Origin of the sequence: Rhizobium sp. CF122, assembly GCF_000282035.1 — a bacterium.
Classification (GTDB): domain Bacteria; phylum Pseudomonadota; class Alphaproteobacteria; order Rhizobiales; family Rhizobiaceae; genus Rhizobium.
Genome location: NZ_AKKA01000083.1, coordinates 26,416 through 49,507, shown reverse-complemented (window position 1 = coordinate 49,507; position 23,092 = coordinate 26,416). Strand labels below are relative to the sequence as shown.

21 protein-coding genes are annotated in these 23,092 nt (G+C 61.3%); 12 read left to right on the top strand and 9 right to left on the bottom strand.

The window, feature by feature from the left end; translation table 11 throughout:
- Nucleotides 1-519: 519 nt before the first annotated feature.
- The gene (locus tag PMI09_RS21135; protein ID WP_007799236.1) at nucleotides 520-1,404 is read right to left on the bottom strand and encodes an amino acid ABC transporter substrate-binding protein; all 885 of its coding nucleotides are present in this window, start codon (nucleotides 1,402-1,404) and stop codon (nucleotides 520-522) included.
- A gap of 150 nt (nucleotides 1,405-1,554) precedes the next feature.
- Nucleotides 1,555-2,310 (bottom strand): hypothetical protein, encoded by a 756-nt coding sequence (locus PMI09_RS21130; protein WP_007799230.1) that lies wholly within the window; start codon nucleotides 2,308-2,310, stop codon nucleotides 1,555-1,557.
- Nucleotides 2,311-2,448: 138 nt separating this feature from the next.
- Between PMI09_RS21130 and hisS the strand changes: the two genes are divergently transcribed.
- Genes hisS through hisG form a run of 3 tightly spaced genes read left to right on the top strand, consistent with a single transcriptional unit; the run spans nucleotide 2,449 to nucleotide 5,745 of the window.
- Nucleotides 2,449-3,930 carry a histidine--tRNA ligase gene (gene hisS / locus PMI09_RS21125; RefSeq protein ID WP_007799228.1) on the top strand — a complete coding sequence of 494 codons (1,482 nt, stop codon included), beginning with the start codon at nucleotides 2,449-2,451 and terminating at the stop codon, nucleotides 3,928-3,930.
- A gap of 1 nt (nucleotide 3,931) precedes the next feature.
- Nucleotides 3,932-5,050 (top strand): ATP phosphoribosyltransferase regulatory subunit, encoded by a 1,119-nt coding sequence (locus tag PMI09_RS21120; protein WP_007799226.1) that lies wholly within the window; start codon nucleotides 3,932-3,934, stop codon nucleotides 5,048-5,050.
- Complete coding sequence (hisG, locus tag PMI09_RS21115) at nucleotides 5,050-5,745, top strand: ATP phosphoribosyltransferase (RefSeq protein ID WP_007799223.1); 696 nt, start codon at nucleotides 5,050-5,052, stop codon at nucleotides 5,743-5,745. The genes PMI09_RS21120 and hisG overlap by 1 nt, the downstream gene beginning before the upstream one ends.
- A 55-nt stretch (nucleotides 5,746-5,800) precedes the next feature.
- Here hisG and PMI09_RS21110 read toward each other — a convergent pair whose 3' ends face one another.
- Entirely contained in the window at nucleotides 5,801-6,229 is a 429-nt protein-coding gene (locus PMI09_RS21110) for a DoxX family protein (RefSeq protein WP_007799221.1), read from the bottom strand.
- Nucleotides 6,230-6,447: 218 nt separating this feature from the next.
- Between PMI09_RS21110 and PMI09_RS21105 the strand changes: the two genes are divergently transcribed.
- Complete coding sequence (locus tag PMI09_RS21105) at nucleotides 6,448-7,158, top strand: glutathione binding-like protein (protein ID WP_007799219.1); 711 nt, start codon at nucleotides 6,448-6,450, stop codon at nucleotides 7,156-7,158.
- A 66-nt stretch (nucleotides 7,159-7,224) separates the two neighbouring features.
- Here the strand turns inward: PMI09_RS21105 and PMI09_RS21100 are convergent, their stop codons facing one another.
- The 3 genes from PMI09_RS21100 to groES all read right to left on the bottom strand — a co-directional run bounded on the left by PMI09_RS21100 (nucleotide 7,225) and on the right by groES (nucleotide 10,388).
- Complete coding sequence (locus tag PMI09_RS21100; protein ID WP_193385411.1) at nucleotides 7,225-7,671, bottom strand: hypothetical protein; 447 nt, start codon at nucleotides 7,669-7,671, stop codon at nucleotides 7,225-7,227.
- A gap of 706 nt (nucleotides 7,672-8,377) precedes the next feature.
- The gene (groL, locus tag PMI09_RS21095; protein WP_007799209.1) at nucleotides 8,378-10,018 is read right to left on the bottom strand and encodes a chaperonin GroEL; all 1,641 of its coding nucleotides are present in this window, start codon (nucleotides 10,016-10,018) and stop codon (nucleotides 8,378-8,380) included.
- 73 nt (nucleotides 10,019-10,091) lie between these two features.
- Nucleotides 10,092-10,388 carry a co-chaperone GroES gene (gene groES / locus PMI09_RS21090; RefSeq protein ID WP_004675403.1) on the bottom strand — a complete coding sequence of 99 codons (297 nt, stop codon included), beginning with the start codon at nucleotides 10,386-10,388 and terminating at the stop codon, nucleotides 10,092-10,094.
- 322 nt (nucleotides 10,389-10,710) lie between these two features.
- Between groES and chrA the strand changes: the two genes are divergently transcribed.
- The 5 genes from chrA to PMI09_RS21060 all read left to right on the top strand — a co-directional run bounded on the left by chrA (nucleotide 10,711) and on the right by PMI09_RS21060 (nucleotide 18,015).
- Entirely contained in the window at nucleotides 10,711-12,123 is a 1,413-nt protein-coding gene (gene chrA, locus PMI09_RS21085; RefSeq protein WP_007799206.1) for a chromate efflux transporter, read from the top strand.
- Nucleotides 12,124-12,225: 102 nt separating this feature from the next.
- A complete protein-coding gene (locus tag PMI09_RS21080) occupies nucleotides 12,226-13,074 on the top strand; it encodes a TIGR01459 family HAD-type hydrolase (RefSeq protein ID WP_007799205.1) in 849 nt (282 codons plus the stop codon).
- Nucleotides 13,075-13,101: 27 nt separating this feature from the next.
- Nucleotides 13,102-14,085 carry a bifunctional riboflavin kinase/FAD synthetase gene (locus PMI09_RS21075; RefSeq protein WP_007799204.1) on the top strand — a complete coding sequence of 328 codons (984 nt, stop codon included), beginning with the start codon at nucleotides 13,102-13,104 and terminating at the stop codon, nucleotides 14,083-14,085.
- A 262-nt stretch (nucleotides 14,086-14,347) separates the two neighbouring features.
- Nucleotides 14,348-17,254 carry an isoleucine--tRNA ligase gene (gene ileS, locus PMI09_RS21065; RefSeq protein ID WP_007799203.1) on the top strand — a complete coding sequence of 969 codons (2,907 nt, stop codon included), beginning with the start codon at nucleotides 14,348-14,350 and terminating at the stop codon, nucleotides 17,252-17,254.
- Nucleotides 17,255-17,385: 131 nt separating this feature from the next.
- A complete protein-coding gene (locus PMI09_RS21060) occupies nucleotides 17,386-18,015 on the top strand; it encodes a hypothetical protein (protein WP_007799202.1) in 630 nt (209 codons plus the stop codon).
- A gap of 99 nt (nucleotides 18,016-18,114) precedes the next feature.
- Here the strand turns inward: PMI09_RS21060 and PMI09_RS21055 are convergent, their stop codons facing one another.
- On the bottom strand, nucleotides 18,115-18,336 hold the full coding sequence (locus tag PMI09_RS21055) for a hypothetical protein (protein ID WP_007799200.1): 222 nt from the start codon (nucleotides 18,334-18,336) through the stop codon (nucleotides 18,115-18,117).
- Nucleotides 18,333-18,770, bottom strand: coding sequence for a nucleoside deaminase (locus tag PMI09_RS21050; RefSeq protein WP_037083678.1), 438 nt, complete (start codon nucleotides 18,768-18,770; stop codon nucleotides 18,333-18,335). The genes PMI09_RS21055 and PMI09_RS21050 overlap by 4 nt, the downstream gene beginning before the upstream one ends.
- Before the next feature lie 90 nt (nucleotides 18,771-18,860).
- On the opposite strand from PMI09_RS21050, the gene PMI09_RS21045 reads away from it, so the two are divergent.
- Genes PMI09_RS21045 through PMI09_RS21035 form a run of 3 tightly spaced genes read left to right on the top strand, consistent with a single transcriptional unit; the run spans nucleotide 18,861 to nucleotide 22,310 of the window.
- The gene (locus tag PMI09_RS21045; RefSeq protein WP_007799196.1) at nucleotides 18,861-20,849 is read left to right on the top strand and encodes a pseudouridine synthase; all 1,989 of its coding nucleotides are present in this window, start codon (nucleotides 18,861-18,863) and stop codon (nucleotides 20,847-20,849) included.
- On the top strand, nucleotides 20,830-21,390 hold the full coding sequence (gene rsmD, locus PMI09_RS21040; RefSeq protein ID WP_007799194.1) for a 16S rRNA (guanine(966)-N(2))-methyltransferase RsmD: 561 nt from the start codon (nucleotides 20,830-20,832) through the stop codon (nucleotides 21,388-21,390). The genes PMI09_RS21045 and rsmD overlap by 20 nt, the downstream gene beginning before the upstream one ends.
- A gap of 23 nt (nucleotides 21,391-21,413) precedes the next feature.
- Entirely contained in the window at nucleotides 21,414-22,310 is an 897-nt protein-coding gene (locus PMI09_RS21035; protein WP_007799192.1) for a patatin-like phospholipase family protein, read from the top strand.
- Between the two features lie 247 nt (nucleotides 22,311-22,557).
- On the opposite strand, the gene PMI09_RS31775 is transcribed toward PMI09_RS21035, so the two are convergent.
- Nucleotides 22,558-22,707: a hypothetical protein gene (locus PMI09_RS31775; RefSeq protein ID WP_007799191.1), complete on the bottom strand. Its 150-nt coding sequence runs from the start codon at nucleotides 22,705-22,707 to the stop codon at nucleotides 22,558-22,560.
- Nucleotides 22,708-23,092 lie beyond the last annotated feature (385 nt).

Below are 23,092 nucleotides of genomic sequence, written 5' to 3'. Positions count from 1 at the left end.
GATGAGCCGGGGAGGCGGCGCCAGCGGCGCAGGTCGCGCATCCCGCATGGCATGAGCGGGTCCGGGAGCAGGATAGGAAAATACTTGCTTGCCGGTTGCAGCGAAAGTCATCGACGGCGGCACGACAAGACAGGCCGAGCAGAAAGGCATGTGCACCATGCCGCTGGCTGAGCAGGGATCCTGTTGTGGCGCCGGCGATTTGGCTTTCTCGCCCATATCCATCCCGCTCATGTGCTGATGCTCGACGCTGGCATTCGAAGCGACGGTTTGCATGGACAGGCATGTCGGACAGCCAGCCCAGGCGGACATGGTGCCGTAAGCAAGCCAGGCGAACACCATCGCTATGATTGCAAGAAAGCGCATGCCGTCAAAATAGGAACACGACACGAAGAAGCCAAGGTGCTTTTTGCGGATTTGGCAGGCGCTACCAGCGCGGTTGCAGCATTAAACCCGTAGCGGATGCATATCGCGAGATTACGGTGCAGGCCGCCCAGCGACTTTGACTTGATCTGGTCAATATCAATAGGGCACATGCTCCATAATGATTTGCGTGTGCAGCATCGGCGCCTCCGCTCCGAAATAGGTTTCCAGCAGCGGCAGAAAATCGTCCGACAGATAGAAATACGTCAGTGCACGATCGGCCAGCAGGCGGAAGTTGGCGTCGTCGCGACGTAGCGCTATCGCATAGGGTTCGTGCGTAAACAGCCGATCGCCGATCTCGAGCGAGGACGGATCGCGCGCCCGCTTGGCCAGGCTGATGAGCAGCACCTGATCGGCGATATAGGCATCGATCTTGTGATCCTCCAGCGCCGTAAGCCCGTCCTCGTGCGTCTCGAAATCGGCAAGCCTCGTCTTCGACACCTGGGTTGCCAGCGCCTCGCGCAGCGTCGCTCCCGTTGTCGTGCTTGCACGCACGCCGATTACGCGCGTGGATGCGACACTCTGGCTAACGGAGCGAACAGCGGGCTTGTCGAGAAAAAGAGTCTGCAGGTAGTTGGGCGAATCTTTGCGGAGCAGCGCAGTCGCCCCGGTCAGGAAGATGGGCTGTGAGAAGTCGACGATTTCCCGCCTCTTCAAAGTGACGGTGATCGCACCGCAAAGCAGATCGACCTCTCCATTCTTCACCGCATCGAAGCCGTTGGCGAGGGTCATCTCTATGTATTCGCGCTTCAGTTGCGGAACTTGACGTTCTAGTTCATCGGCGATCTTGCCACAGAGGTCGATAGCATATCCCGTCGGATTAATGCCCGGCTTGCTGGAGGAGAAGGGCGCCTCGTCGGCGATGTAGCCGATGCGCACGCTGTTGCGCTCAGTGATCGTGTCGAGCGTCGCAGCGGCTGCCGCGAAAGCCGAAAGGCAAAGGGCAAGATTCGCTACTAGAAGCCGTCTCATGCACTTTGCCATAGGCATGATCCTCATCTTCGAACGGTTGCGATTTCAAAGGCGTACACGCAGACTATGGGCTGTCCGCCATTTGTCAACTGAGGACACCTCGGCGCGGCTCGAACTGACTACCTCATCCTGAACGAGATTCGGGCTCGGAAGAGACGAGCCTCAATAGGCGGCAACGACCTTATGCACGATCTGATAGTCGGCGCTCTCCTCGCCGAGTGGCGCCACGGGCCATGTCCAGTTGGCTTGAACCGATGACAGCGACACGCCGTGCAGCAGGTCAGCCTCCTCATGAAGCTTCCCGCTGCGGTCGATGACCGCATAGCAGACATCGGTAATCAGGCAGGTCTTGCAGGGCGCTGCCTCCAGCCCAGAACGGTGTGCCTCGATCAGTCGCGTGACGGTATCGGAGGGCATGGCGCCTTTCTCTTCCGCCTCGTAGCGTTTTGCGCCACGACCGATCTGGGAGAGGAGATTGGCCGAGATGACGAAATCGAGATACGGGACGGTCCTCAGAAAGGCGAGCGGCTCCGGCTGTTTACCCCCGGCAAGCTCGTCAGAACCCGAAAGGTCACGCTCGATCAGGCGAACATTGCGGTATCGCTTGAACCGAAGCCACAGGCGCACCGAGGCAAGATGCACGAGATCGACGATCACGACGGTGTCAAAGGTCTCGGCCAGCTCCTTTATCGGCACATCACGCAGCAGGCCGGATCCCAAAACGACCACCGTCCGCCTCTGCCGCAAACCCGCCATGGCGCTCCTTACAGCGCTCCGGCTACGCTCCTCGTGCTCCTCCCATTGCCGGCTGCAGCGGCCGGCGCGGGACCATAGATTGACGGAGTATCGGATGAACCGGCGATGCGCCTTCAGCGTCATCGGAACGGTCGCGGCGTAGAGAAGTGCCTCCGCGATCATGATGTAGCTCCCGCCATTCGATCCATTCTCCCTCGTTCAATTGATTCTGTGTTCCGGATCAAGGGCCTTCGCCCTTGCCGCATCCGGCCCTTTCCGCTAGGAAACCGCCACTGTCACAGCGAGCGGAATACCTTGGAAATGAACGACAAGCAGAAGAAACCACAAAAGCTCAAGGCCAGACTTCCACGCGGCTTCGTCGATCGTTCGGCAGCCGACATTCGTGCCGTCAACGAAATGACCGCGAAGATCCGGGAAGTCTATGAGCATTATGGTTTCGATCCTGTCGAAACGCCGCTCTTCGAATATACCGATGCGCTCGGCAAGTTCTTGCCCGATGCCGACCGACCGAACGAAGGCGTCTTCTCGCTGCAGGACGACGACGAGCAGTGGATGTCCTTGCGCTACGACCTGACGGCGCCGCTCGCCCGTCTTGTCGCCGAGAAATTCAACGAGATCCAGCTGCCGTACCGCACCTATCGCGCCGGCTATGTCTTCCGCAACGAGAAGCCGGGTCCGGGCCGTTTCCGCCAGTTCATGCAGTTCGACGCCGATACCGTCGGCGCACCAGATGTCTCGGCGGATGCCGAGATGTGCATGATGATGGCGGACACGATGGATGCGCTTGGTCTAGCCGGGCAGTACGTGGTCCGTGTCAACAACCGCAAAGTTATCGATGGCGTCATGGAGGAAGCGGGCCTTGGTGGCGAACAGAATGCTGGTCGGCGTTTGGGCGTGCTGCGCGCAATCGATAAGCTCGATAAGTTCGGCTTCGACGGCGTGCGACTGCTACTGGGTGGTGGCCGTAAGGATGAGTCAGGTGACTTTACCAAGGGCGCTGGCCTGACCGCAGATCAGATTGAGTTTATCCTGGGCTATCTCAAAGGGGATGATTTCCGCCCGGCGAGCGATCTTTATGCTGCGGGCCACGCCGAACTGCAAAAGATAGAGGCGCTCGTAAGAGCGGCCGGCTATGATGAGGATCGTATCAGGATAGATCCATCTGTCATCCGCGGTCTCGAATACTACACCGGTCCGGTCTACGAGGCCGAATTGAGTTTCGACGTGACCAACGAGAAGGGCGAAAAGGTCGTTTTCGGTTCCGTCGGCGGCGGCGGTCGCTACGACGGCCTTGTGTCCCGCTTCATGGGCCAGGCGGTGCCGGCCACCGGCTTTTCCATCGGCGTCTCGCGCCTGATGACGGCGCTGAAGAACCTCGGAAAGCTCGGCCAGGCCGACGTCATCGAGCCTGTTCTGGTGACCGTCATGGACGGCGATGTCGAGGTAATGGGCCGCTACCAGCGCATGACGCAGGAACTGCGCAAGGCCGGCGTCCGCGCCGAGATGTATCAGGGCAACTGGAAGAAATTCGGCAACCAGCTGAAATATGCCGACCGCCGCGGCTGCCCCGTTGCCATCATTCAGGGCGGCGACGAGCGCGCTGAGGGCGTCGTGCAGATCAAGGACCTAATCGAGGGCAAGCGCCTGTCGGGCGAGATCGAGGACAACGCCAGCTGGCGCGAGGCGCGCGTCGCCCAGGAGACTGTTGCCGAAAGCGATCTGGTCGCCAAGGTCAAGGAAATTTTGGCGGCGCAGGCCGAAGACCGGAAGAGGGCGGGCTGAGATGGCCCTGATCAACCTGCCGGACTTCTCCGGCGATCTCCTCTCAGAGTTTGCGGCGCGAAAGACGGAGAGGGTGGACACACCCGTCATCCAGCCCGCCGAACCCTTCCTCGATATCGCCGGTGAGGATCTTCGCCGCCGCATCTTCATGACCGAGAGCGAGACAGGTGCCAGCCTCTGCCTGCGTCCCGAATTCACGATTCCCGTCTGTCTACGCCACATCGAGAGCGCGACCGGCACGCCGAAGCGCTATTCCTATCTCGGCGAAGTCTTCCGCCAGCGGCGCGAAGGCGGAAGCGAGTTCTATCAGGCCGGGATCGAGGATCTCGGCGACATCAATATCGCCGCTGCCGACGCGCGGGCAATCGGCGATGCGATCGGCGTCTTGGAGCGTGTCGTTCCGGGTAAGCGCCTTGCGGTCACCCTCGGCGATCAGGCCGTCTTCGAAGCGGTCGTGCAGGCGCTCGGCCTGCCGCTCGGCTGGCAGAAGCGGCTGATCCACGCCTTCGGCAACATGAGCCAGCTCGAAGCTCTGCTGGCGAGCCTTGTCAGCCCTCAGTTCGTCACCGGGCTGAGCAACGAGATCGCGCATCTGATCGCCGCCGACGACGAAGCCGCACTGGTCGCGCATATCGATGCGACGATGCAGGCGACGGGCTATTCGACGAATGCAAGCCGCTCGCCGCTGGAAATCGCGCGTCGCTTGAAGGAGAAACTCATCCTCTCCGAAACGCGCCTCGATGACGCGGCCTTCCGCGTGCTCGAGGAATTCTTGTCGCTGAATGTGCCGCTGATCAATGCCTCGGCGGCGCTGGCTGGCTTTGCCGATGCCGCGGGCCTCAAGCTCGGTAACGCGCTTGCGCGCTTCGACGGTCGCGTCGCCGCGTTGGCGAATGCCGGCGTCGATCTCGCGCTGATCGATTACCGCGCAGCCTTCGGGCGCCCGCTGGATTACTACACCGGTCTGGTTTTCGAGATTGGCGTTCAGGGCACGTCGGCCGTTCTCGCCGGTGGCGGCCGTTTCGATAAGTTGATGACCTTCCTTGGCGCCAAGGACCGCATTCCGGCCGTCGGCTTCTCGCTCTGGCTGGATCGCATCGAAGCGGAGAGGGCTGCCTGATGACGATTACCATCGCACTGCCCTCTAAGGGCCGCATGAAAGACGATGCTTCGGCGATCTTCGAACGCGCCGGCATCAGAATCACCGCTGTCGGCAACGATCGCTCCTATCGCGGACGGGTTGAGGGATGGGACGACGTCGAAGTGGCCTTCCTCTCCGCCTCCGAGATTTCCCGCGAGCTCGGCAACGGCACGGTCGATTTCGGCGTCACCGGTGAGGATCTTATCCGCGAGGGGCTGGCGGAGGCGGATAAGCGTGTGGAGGTCTGTGCCCGTCTCGGTTTCGGCCACGCTGATGTCGTGGTTGCTGTCCCGGAAATCTGGCTCGATGTCGACACCATGGCCGACCTCGGCGATGTTGCCTCCGATTTCCGCGCCCGCCACGGCCGGCGCCTGGCGATCGCCACGAAATACTGGCGGCTGACGCAACAGTTCTTCTCCAGTCAGCACGGCATCCAGCTCTACCGCATCGTCGAGAGCCTTGGGGCAACGGAAGGGGCGCCGGCCTCAGGTTCCGCCGACATCATCGTCGATATCACCTCGACCGGCTCGACCCTTCGTGCAAACAACCTGAAGATCCTGTCCGATGGCGTCATTCTTCGCTCCGAGGCTTGCTTCGTCAGGGCGCGCAAAGAAAGCCATGTGAACGACGCCACAGTCCAGGGACTGGTAGACGCCGTTCGTTCGGCGCTCTGACCGTCTCAAAATCGTCAGGCACGAAAAAAACCGCCGTCTGGTGACGGCGGGTTCTTCATGCTTGGGTGGTGGCGTAGGCGCCGCGGCGTGCATCGAGCGAGTAGACGCCCGGGCCGTAGGTGGCGAGCAGGATGTAGGCGCCGGCCAGCGTGACGTTCTTCATGACCATGATCTGGTTCAGGATGTTAACCAGTTCCGCGCCGCTGGCGTAGGGCAGGTGGAAGAGGACGGCCGTGAAGACACAGAAGACGGCGAGCAGCCAACCGACGATCTTCGTCTGGAAGCCGACGAGAACGGCAAGGCCCGTCACCAGCTCGAAGGCGCCGGCGAGATAGGCAAGGGCGGTAGCAGCAGGAAGGCCAGCGCCGGCGATCATGCCGGCAGTGCCAGCGACGTCCGTGAGCTTGCCGAAGCCAGCAAGGATGAACATGAAGGAGAGGAGAATGCGAGCGACGAGAATGATGGCGTTGTTGGTATTCGACATGGGACAATGTCTCCGTTTGAATGGCGTTTGAGGTCGTTGTGCTCCCCGGCACGGTTTCGACCTCGCATGCCGTTTTGTCGCCTTTTTTTGCTGTCGTGGAAAGATAGACGGAAGGGGACAGTTCGTTCTCTATTATTGAACGATGGATCGACGACGAAGTCGGCTTGCCATCGGCGATACCCCTCTTCTATGGTCGGCCGCCCAAGATGGAGACCCCAATGGAAGATCTTTCCGCTTTTCCGATCACGACGCGCTGGCCATCAGCGGATTCCAACGTTATCCAGCTTTACTCGTTGCCGACGCCGAACGGCGTCAAGATATCGATCGCGCTTGAAGAGCTTGGCTTACCCTACGAGCCGCATCTGATTTCGTTCAGCACGAATGACCAGAAGTCTCCGGAGTTCGTGTCGCTTAACCCGAACGGCCGCATCCCGGCGATCATCGATCCCAATGGCCCGGATGGAAAGCCGATCGGCATTTTCGAATCCGGTGCCATCCTGCTCTATCTCGCTGAGAAGACAGGCAAACTCATTCCTGCCGATGCGGCAGGACGCTATGAGACGATCCAGTGGGTCTTCTTCCAGATGGCCGGTATCGGGCCGATGTTCGGTCAGTTCGGGCACTTCTACAAGTTCGCGGCCGACAAGGTCGCCAACAACTCCTACCCGATGGAGCGCTACCGTGACGAATCCAAGCGGCTGCTGAGCGTGCTGGAAGCGCGGCTGCAGGGCCGCCAGTGGATCATGGGCGACCTTTATACGATCGCCGATATCGCCACCTTCCCGTGGCTCCGTGGTGCCGACGTGTTCTATGGCGGCCGCGAAGTGCTTGATTATAAGAGCTTTCCGGCGGTGATGGCCTGGCTTGAGCGCTGCATCGCTCGGCCAGCATCCGAAAAGGGCTTGAATATACCTGCGCGCCCTGCCTAAAGCCGAGCCAAGGCAAAGAAAAAGCCGGTTCCAAAGGGCCCGGCTTTTTGTGTGTGGCGGACGCTTCTATTGGCGCCGCGCGAACTCGCTGCCGGCATTCGTCTTGAATCGAGGAAAGACGAAGACACCAAGCATGCTGCCGCTGTAGGCGTCGTCGTGACCGTTCGACTCCCCCATGCAGAACAATGGTTGACGGAAGCCGTTCGGCATCATGATCGTGGTCGAAAAGCAGAAGGAAGAAGAAAGCGTCGCAGCCTGTTCGAAGAGCTCCAGGATGCGGTCGTGATCCTTCGGGTCGTAACAGCGCATGAGGCTGAGAAGCCCGCATTCCCGCGCGGGAAGCCCGTGCAGCATGGCACTCCATTCCTTGAGGTGGATCACGCCGGTGGAGAAGTCTCCGACCCAGGTTTCCGAAATGGAAAACTGCGCCAGCATTTCAGGATCATGATTGCTGATATCCAGTGAGCCCGGCATGAGCGGCGCTGCGGCGTTGGTTCTTGCGATTTTGAACAAATTTTTCCCCAGCTTAGGTGCAGCTTCCCCCGCTACACGTCCGGCAAAAATGAGCAGGTTCATGCTGCGCCGCGCATCATGCGCGGGCGACCGGGAAATGGGGTTTGGATTGCCGGTCCCTCTGGCGGAACCGCGTCCAATTTCTCGGCACGTTACACAACTTATGATATATTTTCGGGAGGGGTTTTTCCCGAACTCGGTCTCGCGCCCCATGGTCAGGATCGATATGGGATAGCGACCGTCGGCCGATGAACGCGCGCCGAATGCAACGCGGATTTATCGGTCTTTTATGCAAACAGCAATCGGCTTTTTGCGCACTGCAGATCTCTACTGCGAGTGGAAAATACACCCGAAGACGCTCCTGGACGCCAGGAAATAGCAAAAATTTCGCAAGTTCTTGACGTGCAAACGGTTTCACTGCGGTTCCTCGCGCTGAAATGTGTAGAAAATTGCACCGCGAGAGAAATCAGCCTGTGAAAGAAAAAATACAGCGCCACAAGTTTTGCGAAAGCTTCGCCCAATGCGAGGGTTGCTCACGACTCTGATTAAACGTTTCAGCTATCGATTGAAAAAGCTGGAGGGTGGGGGCGACGAATCAGGTGCGAAACAAAAAAGGGCGGTCCGAAGACCGCCCTTCCTATTCCGGGATACCTGAAGTGGATCAGTGAAGCTTTACAGACAATTCCTGCGATAGGCTTTCGGCCTATCACATCATGTCCATGCCGCCCATGCCGCCCATGCCGCCCGGCATGCCAGCCGGAGCGTCCTTCTTTGGCAGCTCGGCGATCATGGCTTCGGTGGTGATCAGCAGCGAAGCAACCGAAGCTGCGTCCTGCAGAGCCGTGCGAACAACCTTGACCGGGTCGACGATACCCATGGCGATCATGTCGCCGTATTCGCCGGTCTGGGCGTTGTAACCGAAGTTGTCTTCGCCCTTCTCGAGGATCTTGCCGACAACGATCGAAGCTTCATCACCAGCGTTCTCGGCGATCTGACGGGCCGGAGCCTGCAGAGCGCGGCGAACGATGTTGATACCGGCGTCCTGGTCGTCGTTCTCGCCCTTGGCCGAGATCTTGGCGGAGGAACGCAGCAGGGCAACGCCGCCGCCCGGTACGATACCTTCCTGAACAGCAGCGCGCGTCGCGTTGAGCGCGTCGTCGATGCGGTCCTTCTTTTCCTTCACTTCGACTTCCGTCGAGCCGCCGACGCGGATGACGGCAACGCCGCCAGCGAGCTTAGCAAGACGCTCCTGCAGCTTTTCGCGGTCGTAGTCGGAGGTAGTTTCTTCGATCTGGGCCTTGATCTGGGCAACGCGGCCTTCGATGTCGGACTTGGCGCCCGAACCGTCGACGATCGTCGTGTTTTCCTTGGAGATCGAAACCTTCTTGGCGCGGCCGAGCATGTCGAGGGTAACCGACTCGAGCTTGATGCCGAGGTCTTCGGAAATGACCGTGCCGCCGGTAAGGATCGCGATGTCTTCGAGCATTGCCTTGCGGCGATCGCCGAAGCCCGGAGCCTTGACAGCAGCAATCTTCAGGCCGCCGCGCAGCTTGTTGACGACGAGCGTAGCAAGGGCTTCGCCTTCGACGTCTTCAGCGATGATGAGGAGCGGCTTGCCGGTCTGAACGACAGCTTCGAGAACCGGGAGCATAGCCTGGAGGTTCGAAAGCTTCTTCTCGTGCAGGAGGATGAAGGCGTCTTCGAGGTCAGCAACCATCTTTTCCGGGTTGGTGACGAAGTACGGGCTGAGGTAGCCGCGGTCGAACTGCATGCCTTCGACGACTTCGAGTTCGGTTTCAGCGGTCTTGGCTTCTTCGACGGTGATAACGCCTTCGTTGCCGACCTTCTGCATTGCTTCAGCAATGTCGAGACCGATCTGCTTTTCGCCGTTTGCGGAGATCGTGCCGACCTGGGCAACTTCTTCCGACGTGTTGATCTTCTTGGCCTTGGCCTGAAGATCCTTGACGACTTCAGCAACAGCGAGGTCGATACCGCGCTTCAGGTCCATCGGGTTCATGCCGGCAGCAACTGCCTTGGCGCCTTCGCGAACGATCGCCTGAGCGAGAACCGTTGCGGTGGTCGTGCCGTCGCCGGCGATGTCGTTGGTCTTCGAAGCAACTTCGCGGACCATCTGGGCGCCCATGTTTTCGAACTTGTCTTCCAGTTCGATTTCCTTGGCGACCGAAACGCCGTCCTTGGTGATGCGCGGAGCGCCGAAGGACTTGTCGATGATGACGTTACGACCCTTCGGGCCGAGCGTTACCTTCACTGCGTCAGCGAGAATGTCGACGCCACGCAGCATCTTTTCGCGCGCGGTGCGGCCGAACTTGATTTCTTTAGCTGCCATGATTGAAACTCCTGAATTCGAGTTGTCCGGGCTTTGGGCCCGTAGCTAAAATCGGAAAGGGAAAAGCGGCTGATTAGCCGATGATGCCCATGATGTCGGCTTCCTTCATGATCAGAAGGTCTTCGCCGTTGATCTTGACTTCGGTGCCGGACCACTTGCCGAACAGAACGCGATCACCAGCCTTGACGTCGAGAGCGACGACCTTGCCGGACTCGTCACGAGCGCCGGAGCCGACGGCGACGATTTCGCCTTCCTGCGGCTTTTCCTTGGCGGTGTCGGGAATGATGATGCCGCCCTTGGTCTTTTCTTCGGACTCAACGCGGCGAACAACGACGCGATCGTGAAGGGGGCGGAAGTTGGTGCTTGCCATTGTCTAATCCCTCGATCAAATGACACTCACAGGCCGAGAGCGGCCTGCACGGATGGTGTTAGCACTCGTCCTTGGTGAGTGCTAGCGAGGCAGCATTTAGGAGTGGCCTAGCGGGGAGTCAAGAACGGCCGCAATTTTTCTTCGCCGTCCTCGCAACAGCCTTAACAGCACATCCTTGTCGGAAGTGCGACAGCCTATGCGACGATCGAGCATCCCCTAGGCTTTTGTCTTCGAAAAGTTAGTTGCAGCCCTGTCTGCGCCAGGATTGTCGTAAAGGCGTGCCGATGATATCGAGCGCCTTGAGGCGAGAGGGGCGGCAACCGTGCATGAGGCGATCGCGGCAGGGGATATCGAGGCGGCGCCGACGCTGCGGGAGGCGGTTCGCGTCTGGGCGCGGATTGGCTGTCTGAGCTTCGGCGGGCCGGCCGGCCAGATCGCCCTCATGCATAAGACGATTGTCGACGAGAAGCGCTGGATCTCCGAGGAACGTTTCCTGCATGGATTGAATTTCTGCATGCTGCTGCCAGGCCCCGAGGCCCAGCAACTGGCAACCTATATCGGTTGGTTGATCCACGGCGTGCGCGGCGGCCTCATTGCCGGCCTGCTGTTCATTCTGCCGGGCTTCCTTGTCATCCTGGCGCTATCGAGCCTCTACGCCGTTTTTCAGGAGGCCGCCTGGCTTCCCGTGCTTTTCTTCGGCGTGAAGGCTGCGGTTCTGGCAATCGTCATCGAGGCATTGCTCCGGGCGGGGCGCCGAGCGCTGAAAGAGCGATTTCATTATTATGTGGCAGCAGCGTCGTTCCTGGCGCTCTTCCTTCTAAACCTGCCGTTTCCTCTGGTTATCATCCCGGGCGGAGCAGCAGGCCTACTATGGATGAAGCATCGCCAGCGTCGGCTGGCCGCGCCAGTCTTGCCGCAAACCTCCTCGCACCGGCATTTTCCTGTGGTCACGACGCATGCCATCGCAAGGCCGCTCGTAGTGCTCGTGTTCTGGATCCTCGTCTGGCAGTCGCCGCTCTTTTTCATTCGTGGCCTTGATGCACCCACGGATCTGATCGCCGAAACTCTGAGCGGCGAAACCAATGTGTTCGGCGCGGTCTTCATCTTTTTCTCCAAGATGGCCGTGATAACCTTCGGAGGCGCCTACGCCGTCCTTTCCTATGTCGCGCAGGTTGCCGTCGGCCATTACGCCTGGCTGCAGCCCGGTGAGATGCTCGATGGACTGGCACTTGCAGAGACGACGCCTGGGCCGCTGGTCCTCGTCCTCTGTTTCGTTGGGTTTCTCGCTGGCTATCGCAACCCTATTGCGATGGCGCCGCTTGCCGGTGGCGTTCTCGGCGCCTTCCTCGCCGCATGGGCGACGTTCGTACCGAGCTTCATCTGGATCTTCGCCGGGGCTCCCTACATCGAGAAACTGCGCAACAACGAAAACCTCTCGGCCGCCCTTTCGGCGATCACCGCGGCGGTTGTCGGCGTCATTCTCAATCTTGCACTGTGGTTCGGCCTGCATGTGCTCTTCGCCGACGTTGGCCGCGTCGCGCTTCTTTCCGGGAAGACCGGCCTGCCGATCGTTAGCGTTGCCTGGCCGCAGTGGTGGACGCTCGATGTCGCGGCACTCGGGATCTTCGCCCTGGCGTCCGTTCTGCTCTTTCGCTTCAAGGTCGGCATCCTGACGGTGATCGGAGTATCCACCGCCACGGGCCTGTTGGTCAGGGCTGCCATCGCCGTCTTCTAGTCGACAGCTTCCGGTTTTTGCAGTTGCTCACTGCAAAATGCCTTGCCATCCCGGCAGGCCTTTGCGATGTCAGCCGTGACTTAACGAGATCGGGAAATCGGAATGGCCAAGCGGATCGAGAACTTTGCGGAAATCACCAGCCACTATGACGCGGTGTTCTGCGATGTCTGGGGCGTCTTGCACAACGGCGTCGATCCGTTCCCCAAAGCGGCAGCTGCGCTGGAAGCGGCGCGCGGCGAGGGGCTGACCGTTGTTCTCATCACCAATTCGCCGCGTATCGCTCCGCAGGTTGTGACGCAGCTTCGCCAGATCGGCATCCAGGATGGCGCCTACGACCGCATCGTCACATCGGGCGACGTCACGCGCGGGCTCATCGCCGAGGGCCCCAAGAAGGTGTTTCTGCTCGGACCGGATCGCGACCAGGCGATCCTCGAGGGTCTTGGCGTGGAGCGCGTCGAGGCAAGGGATGCGAACTCCGTTGTCTGCACGGGCTTCTTCGACGATGAAACCGAGACCCCGGAAGACTACACCGAGATGCTGAAGGCGTTTCAGGTGCGCGGCGTGCCGATGATTTGCGCCAACCCCGATCTGGTTGTCGAGCGCGGCCACAAGATCATCCCCTGCGCCGGCGCGATGGCGGCTTACTACAATCAGCTCGGCGGTCAGACACGTATTGCAGGCAAGCCGCACAAGCCGATCTACGACGCCGTCTTGTCGGTCGCCCGCGAGGCCCACGGCGACTTTCCGCCGAGCCGTGTGCTTGCCATCGGGGACGGCATGCCAACCGATGTTCGCGGCGCTCTCGATTACGGCCTTGATCTCCTCTATATCAGCGGCGGCATCCACGCGAAGGAATACACGCTGAACGGAGAGACCGACGAGGCAATCCTCACGGCCTATCTGGAACGCGAAAAAGCGACACCGAAGTGGTGGATGCCCCGTCTCGCATAAAGAGCCTCGCATGAGAAAAGCCAGCCGATGACCGTTTTTCACCGCAATGAGACCCGCGAACCCTTGCCGGCCCACCTGCGTGGCGGCGTGATTGCCATCGGCAACTTCGACGGCGTGCATCGGGGCCATCAGTCCGTGCTGAACCGGGCCCTGGAGATATCGAGTCAGCGCGGTATTCCGGCGCTGGTCCTGACCTTTGAGCCTCACCCCCGCACGGTCTTTCGCCCGGATCAACCGGTCTTTCGCCTGACGCCGGCGCCGCTCAAGGCGCGTATCCTCGAAGCGATCGGCTTCAACGCCGTCATCGAGTATCCGTTCGACAGGGAGTTTTCGCAGCGCTCGGCGGATGATTTCATCCATTCGATCCTTAAGGATTGGCTCGGCGCCTCCGAGGTCGTAACGGGCTTCAACTTTCATTTCGGGCGTGGCCGGGAAGGCGGTCCGGCCTTCCTGATGGGTGCCGGTCAGAAATATGGGTTCGGCGTGACGTTGATCGACGCGTTTCGCGACGAGAATACCGATGTGGTGTCTTCGAGCCACGTTCGCGAACTGCTGAAGGACGGCAATGTCAGCGAGGCCGCCGCCATGCTCGGCTATCACTATACTGTGGAAGCGGAAGTGATCGGCGGCGAGAAGCTTGGCCGTCAGCTCGGCTTTCCGACCGCGAATATGCAACTGCCCACTGAAGCCGATCTCAAGGCGGGTATCTATGCCGTTCGCTTTCGTCTTGCCGATGGCACGCTGCACGATGGTGTCGCCAGCTACGGTCGCCGACCGACGGTCACCGAGAACGGCGCGCCTCTGCTCGAGACCTACGTCTTCGATTTCAGCGGCGACCTCTACGGGCAGATTTGTTCGGTGTCGTTCTTCGGCTATCTGCGCCCGGAATTGAAGTTCGATGGCCTTGAGCCGCTTGTGGAACAGATGAACCGCGACAAGGAAGAGGCAAGCGCGCTGCTTGCCGGTGTGCGGCCGCTCGGCGAACTCGACCTCAAGATCTGCTTCACCTGATTCGGGGTATCGGCACTTCCGCGCGCTTGGGCGCCCTCGACGTCATGGAATCCCTCTTCCTTTTCCCGGCAAAAGCGCCTATGAACCGGCGCGATGAACAAGTTCCGGCTGGCGATCACGATACGAATTATCGGCCCGGCCTTCCGCGCGCGCTAAGCGGCCGGAAGGTCCGGGTTTTCGGCGCTTGGACGACGAGCGCCTCCGTCACCAATTTCAAGCCCGTTGCGCCCGCTCCCGTGGCGCCTAGAGACGATTGCTAGACATGACCGATACAGCCGAAAAAGTCGACTACTCGAAGACCCTCTATCTGCCGGAAACGGACTTCCCGATGCGCGCCGGCCTGCCGCAGAAGGAGCCGGAAACCGTTGCCCGCTGGCAGCAGATGGGCCTCTACAGGAAGCTTCGGGCGTCCGCCGCCGGCCGCAAGAAGTTCGTGCTCCACGACGGCCCTCCCTATGCCAACGGCAACATCCATATCGGCCACGCGCTGAACAAGATCCTCAAGGACGTCATCAACCGCTCGTTCCAGATGCGCGGCTACGACGCCAACTACGTTCCCGGCTGGGACTGCCACGGCCTTCCGATCGAGTGGAAGATCGAGGAGAAGTACCGCGAGAAGGGCAAGAACAAGGACGAGGTTCCGGTCAACGAATTCCGCCAGGAATGCCGTGACTTCGCGGCCGGCTGGATCAAGGTGCAGTCGGAAGAGTTCAAGCGCCTCGGCATCGAGGGCGACTTTGACAATCCCTACACGACAATGAACTTCCACGCGGAATCGCGTATCGCCGGCGAACTGCTGAAGATCGCCAAATCCGGCCAGCTCTATCGCGGATCCAAGCCGATCATGTGGTCGGTCGTCGAGCGCACAGCGCTCGCGGAGGCTGAGGTCGAGTACGCGGATGTCGAAAGCGACATGATCTGGGTGAAGTTCCCGGTTGCCGAAGGCCCCAGCGAACTCAAGGGCGCCTTCGTGGTGATCTGGACGACGACGCCGTGGACGATCCCGGGCAATCGCGCCATCGCCTATTCCTCGCGCTACGGCTATGGCCTCTACGAGGTCGAGACGGCGGAGAATGACTTCGGACCGCAACCCGGCGAACGACTGATCTTCGCCAAGCGTCTTGCCGAGGAATCGGCCGCCAAGGCAAAGGTGACCTTCAGGCACGTTCGCGACGTGGAAGCCGCGGAATTTGCTGCCATCACCTGCGCCCACCCGCTGCACGGCTTGGGCGGCGGCTACCATTTCCAGGTGCCGCTCCTTGATGGCGATCACGTCACCGACGAGACCGGCACCGGCTTCGTCCACACATCTCCGAGCCACGGCCGCGAGGACTTCGACGTCTGGATGGATCACGTTCGCGAGCTCGAAGCGCGTGGCGTCTCCTCTACGATCCCGTTCCCGGTCGACGACGCCGGCTTCTTTACGGTCGACGCACCCGGCTTCGGCCCGGACGCGGAAGGGGGTGCGGCGCGCGTCATCGACGACAGCGGCAAGAAGGGCGATGCCAACGAGCGTGTCATCAAGGCATTGATCGGACGTCACGCGCTGTTCGCACGCGGTCGCCTGAAGCACTCTTATCCGCATTCGTGGCGGTCGAAAAAGCCGGTCATCTTCCGCAACACGCCGCAGTGGTTTGTCTACATGGACAAGGAGCTCGGCGACGGAACGACGTTGCGTTCCCGTGCGCTAAGCGCGATCGATGAGACCCGCTTCGTGCCTGCTGCTGGCCAGAACCGTCTGCGCGCCATGATCGAGCAGCGTCCGGACTGGGTGCTTTCGCGTCAGCGCGCTTGGGGTGTGCCGATCTGCGTCTTCGTCGATGAGCAGGGCGAAATCCTGCAGGACGATGCGGTAGACACCCGCATCTTGGAAGCCTTCGAGAAGGAAGGCGCCGATGCCTGGTTCGCGGATGGCGCGCGTGAGCGCTTCCTGGGCGAGAAGGCAAACGAGCCCTGGACGCAGGTCATGGACATCCTCGATGTCTGGTTCGACTCGGGCTCGACACACACCTTCACGCTCGAAGACCGCCCGGATCTGAAATGGCCGGGCGACCTTTACCTCGAAGGGTCCGACCAGCACCGCGGCTGGTTCCATTCGTCGCTGCTGGAATCCGCCGCAACACGTGGCCGGGCGCCCTATGATGCTGTTCTCACCCATGGTTTCACCATGGACGAGAAAGGCGAGAAGATGTCGAAGTCGAAAGGCAACGTGACATCGCCGCAGGAAATCATGAAGGACGCGGGTGCCGATATCCTGCGCCTTTGGGTGATGACGTCCGACTATGCCGAGGATCTGCGTGTCGGCAAGACGATCATCCAGACGAACATCGATGCCTACCGCAAGCTGCGCAACACCATCCGTTGGATGCTCGGCACGCTGGCGCATGACAAGGGCGAAGTCATCGCGCTTGCCGACCTGCCGGAACTCGAGCAACTGATGCTGCATCGCCTGGCCGAGCTCGATCAGCTCGTCCGCGAAAGCTACGACGCCTTCGACTTCAAGAAGATCGCTCGTGCACTGATCGACTTTGCCAACGTCGAGCTCTCGGCCTTCTACTTCGACGTTCGCAAGGACACGCTCTACTGCGATGCGCCGTCGAGCCCGCGCCGTCGTTCGGCCCTTCATGTCATCCGCAATATCTTTGAATGCGTGGTGACATGGCTGGCGCCGATGTTGCCCTTCACGGCGGAAGAGGCCTGGCTGTCGCGCAATCCGTCGGCTGTCTCGGTTCACCTCGAGCAGTTCCCGGCCATTCCGGCGGAATGGAAGAACGACGCTCTTGCCGAGAAGTGGAAGAAGATCCGCGCCGTTCGCACCGTTGTCACGGGCGCCCTGGAAATTGAGCGCAAGGACAAGCGTATTGGTTCCTCACTGGAGGCAGCCCCCGTCGTCCATGTCGCCGATGCGGAGCTTCTGAAGGCGCTGGAGGGCCAGGACTTCGAAGAGATCTGCATCACCTCTGGCATCGTCATCGACGGTGCCGAGGGCCCGGCCGATGCCTTCCGTCTGCCCGAGGTGTCAGGTGTCAGCGTCGAGCCCAAACTGGCCGAAGGCACCAAATGCGCGCGCTCCTGGCGGATCACGACGGATGTCGGCTCCGACCCTGAGTATCCCGATGTCTCGGCCCGCGATGCGGCTGCATTGCGCGAACTAGCGGTGCAAAACTGAAGAATATTGCCGGGTGAATTGCCTAATCGCGGTTCATCCGGTAAAAGCTGCCTGAAAATGGCCGGATTTTTGCGTCAGGGGGACGGTTCCGGTAGGGCGATGATTGCACCGGCATGGCTGGAAGGGTTTTCATGTTATCAACACGTTGGTTCCGTGTGGGCGTCTGCCTGACTGTTGCTGTGGCAGGCGGCTCGATGATCACCGGCTGCATGGGGAGCCCGCGCTACGGAACGGACAAGACCGCAATGGAGCAGTTGACTGACGACCTTGGTCAGTCCGTTTCCCTGACTGGCGACGGACCGAAGAACAAGGGCGTCAAGTACAGTGCGCGCCCCGGCCTCGTTCTGCCGTCCGCGGCAGCCAAGGAAACCCTTGTCGAGCCGCAGCAGAGCATCGCCAGCAAGGAAAATCCGCAGTGGATCGAATCCCCGGAGGAAACGCGCGCGCGTCTGGTTAAAGAAGCTGACGAAAACAGCGACAACTCGAGCTACCGCTCGCCGCTCGCAAACAATCAGATCGAAGGTGGCCGGCAGACGACTGAAGCGCAGAGCAAGGCCTATCGCGAAGCCCGCGCCATCCAGAAGGGCGCCTATATCGATCAGCGCCGCTACATCTCGGACCCGCCGACCGAGTATCGTCAGGTCGACGATCCGGCAAAGCTCGACGATCTAGGCGAACCGGAACTGAAGAAGGCGAAGAAGAAGAAGAAGGAAGCTGCGATCGCCGGGACCGGCAAGCAGTGGTGGAACCTCCTTCAGTAGAGTTTCGAGCGGGGCAATCAGCCCCGCTTTGTTTTTGACGAGCGGTCAACCAGCAAGACGTGCAGAAGCTGGCAGGCAAGGAAGATCCCGCCGGCAAGGCTAAGTGCTGACGGCGCGAAGATCGCGCTCGATGCGAGCAGTAGCACCACCAAATGCCAGTATCGGCACGAAGGCAAAGGCGAGCAGCCGAGGCGCCGACCGGTTCACATTTCCCGAAAGAGACCATTGCATCGGGATCGACCCGTTGTCCGGCGCGATCCTGCAACAGGCATAGACGACGCCCGCGACCATGAGGACGAATTCGCTGGCGAGCAATGTCATGGCACATCCCGTTTCTGCGCGAAGAACGTCCGCAGGATATCGGCCGATGTCGTCTCCTGCAAACCGGAATACACGTCCGGGGCGTGATGGCAGGTTGGTTGCGTGTAGAAGCGCACGCCATTGTCGACGGCGCCCCCCTTGGGGTCCTCCGCGCCATAGTAGAGCCTACGAATGCGCGCGAAGGAAATGGCGGCTGCGCACATGGTGCACGGTTCCAGCGTCACATAGAGGTCGGCACCAGTGAGTCGTTCCTGACCAAGCTCTTCGCACGCCATGCGAATGACGGCGACTTCGGCATGCGCGGTCACGTCGTTGAGCTCACGCGTACGGTTGCCGGACGCTGCGACAACGCGGCCGTCAAGCACCAGAACCGCTCCGATCGGCACTTCGCCCCGTTCGCCAGCGGCGCGGGCCTGGTCAAGCGCCAGCTCCATAAATTGATTTGTCTTCACGATCCGACAATTTCCACTTAACCGCAGGGGCGCGACCTGATAGGAAGGCCCGAAAAGGCAGGCAAACAACAAATGACATTCAAAGACAAGCCAAAACGGCCAGGCGGCAAGCCATCTGCGCGCAATGCCGGCCCGAAATCCGGCGAAAAGCCGGCAAAGGTGCCCGTCAAGGCCGAGGCGAGCGATGTTGCCGAGGGCGACGCCAAGGCTGAGCGCATCTCCAAAGTGATGGCGCGCGCCGGCGTCGCATCGCGCCGCGATATCGAGCGCATGATCATGGACGGCCGCGTGAAGCTGAACGGCAAGCTCCTCGACAGCCCCGTCGTCAACGTGACGCTGGCAGACAAGATCGAAGTGGACGGCGTTCCGATCCGCGGTATCGAGCGCACCAGGCTGTGGCTGTACCACAAGCCCGCCGGGCTCGTGACCACGAACGTGGACCCGGAAGGACGCCCCACGGTTTTCGACAATCTGCCGGACGACCTGCCGCGCGTCATGTCGATCGGCCGCCTCGACATCAACACCGAAGGCCTGCTGCTGCTGACCAACGATGGCGGCCTGGCCCGCGCGCTGGAATTGCCGACGACAGGCTGGCTGCGCCGCTACCGCGTGCGCGCCCACGGCGAGATCGATCAGGAGGCTTTGGACAAGCTGAAGGACGGCATTGCCGTCGATGGTGTCCTCTACGGCTCGATCGAAGCGACCCTCGACCGCACGCAGGGCTCGAACGTTTGGCTCACCATGGGCCTGCGCGAAGGCAAGAACCGCGAAATCAAGAATGTGCTGGGTGCGCTCGGTCTTGACGTCAATCGTCTGATCCGAATCTCCTACGGCCCCTTCCAGCTTGGCGACCTGCCGGAGCGGGATGTGGTCGAAGTGCGCGGCCGCACGTTGCGCGACCAGCTCGGCCCGCGCCTGATCGAGGATGCGAAGGCCAACTTCGACGCGCCGATCTACAACACGCCGGCCGTCGCAGTCGACGAAGAGGTCGAAGCGAAGCCGGAGCGTCGCGAACGCTCGTGGAAGCCTGAAGACAAGCGCGAGCGTGCGCTGAGCCGCCTCGACACCAAGCGTGATGACAAGCGTGACGATCGCCGCGATGACCGTCGCGACGGCGGCCGCAAGGACGACGACCGTCCGAAGCGCCCGGCGCTCGGCAGCCGCCGCAACGCCAATGTCTGGATGGCGCCTGGCGCCCGCCCGCTTGGCGAAAAGGCAGCCGCCAAGGCCGAAAAGAACGCTCAGACTGCGCTTAGACGCGGCGAGAAGCCCGGCCGCTCCAAGCCGCAGCCGGCCCGCCACGACGACACCGGTCCGCGCGTCCAGATCAACCGCGCCCGCGATGAAGAAGGCGAATGGATCCGTTCCAGCGAAGTGACGAGCAAGGACGAAGGCGGCCGCAAGCGCTCTGGCGACAAGCCTTTTGGTGAGCGTCCTCCTCGTGGCGACCGTCCCGATCGCACGGCGCGTGGTGACAGACCTTATGGCGACCGTCCACCCCGTGGCGACAGGTCAGCCGGCGATCGCCCCTCGCGAGGCGATCGCCCGTTCGGCGATAGGCCCCGTGGTGATCGCAAGCCGCGCGAAGATGGGGATGAACGCCCGCGCTCCTTCGGTGACCGCCCAGCGCGCAGCGACAGGCCATCCGGCGACCGCCCTGCACGTGGTGACCGCCCGTTCGGTGCAAAGCCGCGCGGCGACCGCAAGCCGCGCGAAGAGGGCGACGAGCGCCCCCGCTCTTTCGGGGATCGTCCCGCACGCGGAGACCGTCCGTTCGGCGATAAGCCGCGCGGCGATCGCCGTCCACGTGCAGAGGGGGATGAACGTCCGCGCGCCAAGGGCTTTTCCAGCGAGGCGCGGTCCGAGCGCCCGGCCGGTGACCGACCGTTTGGTGACAAGCCGCGCGGCAAGGGATTCGGCGGCAAGCTCGGCGGCGGCAAGACTTTCTCCGGCAAGCCGAAGGGTGACAGGCCGGGTGGCGGCGGCAAGCCTTCAGGCGGGCCATCGCGGGGTGGACCTAAAGGAAAGGGAATGACGCGCGGTGCGGATCGTCGGCGGTGAGTTTCGCGGACGGCCGCTCGCCGTACCAAAGTCAATCGACATCCGGCCGACTGCCGACCGGACGCGCGAAAGCCTGTTCAACATTCTGAGTCATGCCTATCCGGAATGCGTCGATGGCACCCGGATCCTGGATCTTTTTGCCGGTACCGGCGCCGTTGGCCTCGAGGCCGTCTCCCGCGGCTGTCGGCACGCGCTGTTCGTCGAAAACAGCGTCGAGGGCAGGGGGCTCCTGTGGGAAAACATCGATGCGCTCGGCCTGCATGGCAGGACGCGCATCCTGAGGCGCGATGCGACCGATCTTGGCAGCGTCGGCAACCTCGAGCCGTTCCAGATGCTGTTTGCCGATCCGCCTTACGGCAAGGGACTTGGCGAAAAGGCCATGGCCGCCGCGGCCAAGGGCGGTTGGCTGCAGCCGGGCGCGATTGCGGTTCTTGAAGAACGCGCGGATGTTGCCGTTTCGGTCGACCCTTCCTATCTCTTCCTGGAAAGCCGGACATTCGGCGATACCAAGGTTCATTTCTTCCGCTATCATCCTGAATAGGGCTGCGGAAATCGGGGGCAGCGGTGCAGCAGGCAGAGAAGATCGAAACGGCGTTGCCTGCCCCCCGCGACGCCTCGGGCCGTTCGACACCAACGGTTGCGGTTGCTTTCGGCGGTGGCGGCGCGCGCGGCCTGTCTCACATCCACATCATCGAAACGCTGGACGAGCTCGGCATTCGCCCTGTTGCGATTGCCGGCTCCTCGATCGGCTCGATCATGGGCGCGGGAATGGCGGCTGGCATGACCGGCGAAGCCATCCGCGAGCATGTCATGATGACGGTCGGCAACAAGGCCGCGGTCGTCAGCCGCCTGTGGGGCCTGCGCCCGCAAACCGTGCGCGATGCCGTCGCCAACGGCGTGCGTATCGGTCAGTTCAATCTCGAGCGTATCCTGAAAGCCTTCCTGCCCGCCGACTTGCCGGATCGTTTCGAGGATCTGCCGATCCCGATGACGGTCACAGCCACCGATTACTACGGTCAGTGCGAGGTGTTGACGAGCCACGGCGCGCTGTTCCCGGCGCTGGCCGCTTCCTCGGCAATCCCCGCGGTCTTCATGCCGGTGCGGCTGCACGGGCGGGTGATGATCGACGGCGGCATCAGCAATCCCGTTCCTTACGAATGCCTGATGGATCGCGCCGACATCGTCATCGGCATCGATGTCGTTGGCGCACCGGAAGGCGATGGCACCCATATTCCGAACCGGATGGAGAGCATCTTTGGCTCCGGGCAGCTGATGATGCAGACGGCAATTTCCCTGAAGCTGCGCCTGCAGGCGCCGCACATCTTCCTGCGCCCCGCAGTCGGGCGCATCGGTGTAATGGACTTCCTCAAGGCGCGCGCAGTCCTATCCATGTCGGTCGGCATCAAGGACGAACTCAAATACGCGCTTGATCGTGAGATCGAGGCACGCATCACCTCTTAGAGCCTTTCAGGGTTAAATTGAAACGTACTGTTGGCTCACGGGCCGCCTGGTCGACCATCCGACTGCGACAATGAAGCCAGAGATTTCGCCTGGGCCGAAACGAAAAATAAGCGACGGCGCCGGAGACTGGCTAAGCAGCCTGCAGCATGAGTACCAGGGGAATCCGTTACGCCCCGACCTTGGACGCGCTGGGTATGCAACCATCGCCAGCTGCCAGCGGGGAGGGGCGCCCGGCACCTACCTAAGATCAGTAGCCGTTAATGCCGCTGCCACGAACTGGCCCAATACCTGCGGGAGTTGCGTAGGTGGTATTCTCCGCGCCTGAGCCGGTGGTCGTGCACCCGGAGAGGGCAACGAGCGCGATGGCCACAGCGGCGAAAAGATAGCGTAGAGGCATGGCATTGTCCTATCATTGGAGACTGCGCGGGCCTCAGGGGCCAGAGTTGGGACAATCCCTCATATGCTTGGCATTGGCAAGCCATATGCAAGGAGTGGCAGCCAGAGCCGAACACTCCTTTATTGCTTTACTAGGCCGCAAAGCTGTCAACATAGGATGGGTGCTTTGAGGGATCTGTGTTGGCCTGTCCCTCCGAAGCGCAGATGATCGAAATATACTGATACTTGCCCCAAGGCTGCGACGCACTCGCTGATTGTGCGATTGCCAACTGCAGGGACAGTTCACGTCGGATGCTAAGGCCAAGGGACCGGTGCAGAGCGGAGAAGGAGAGCAGGAGAACTCAGGCGGATCGTGCGCAGGAGCCGAAGGAGCTTCCTTCATCGGT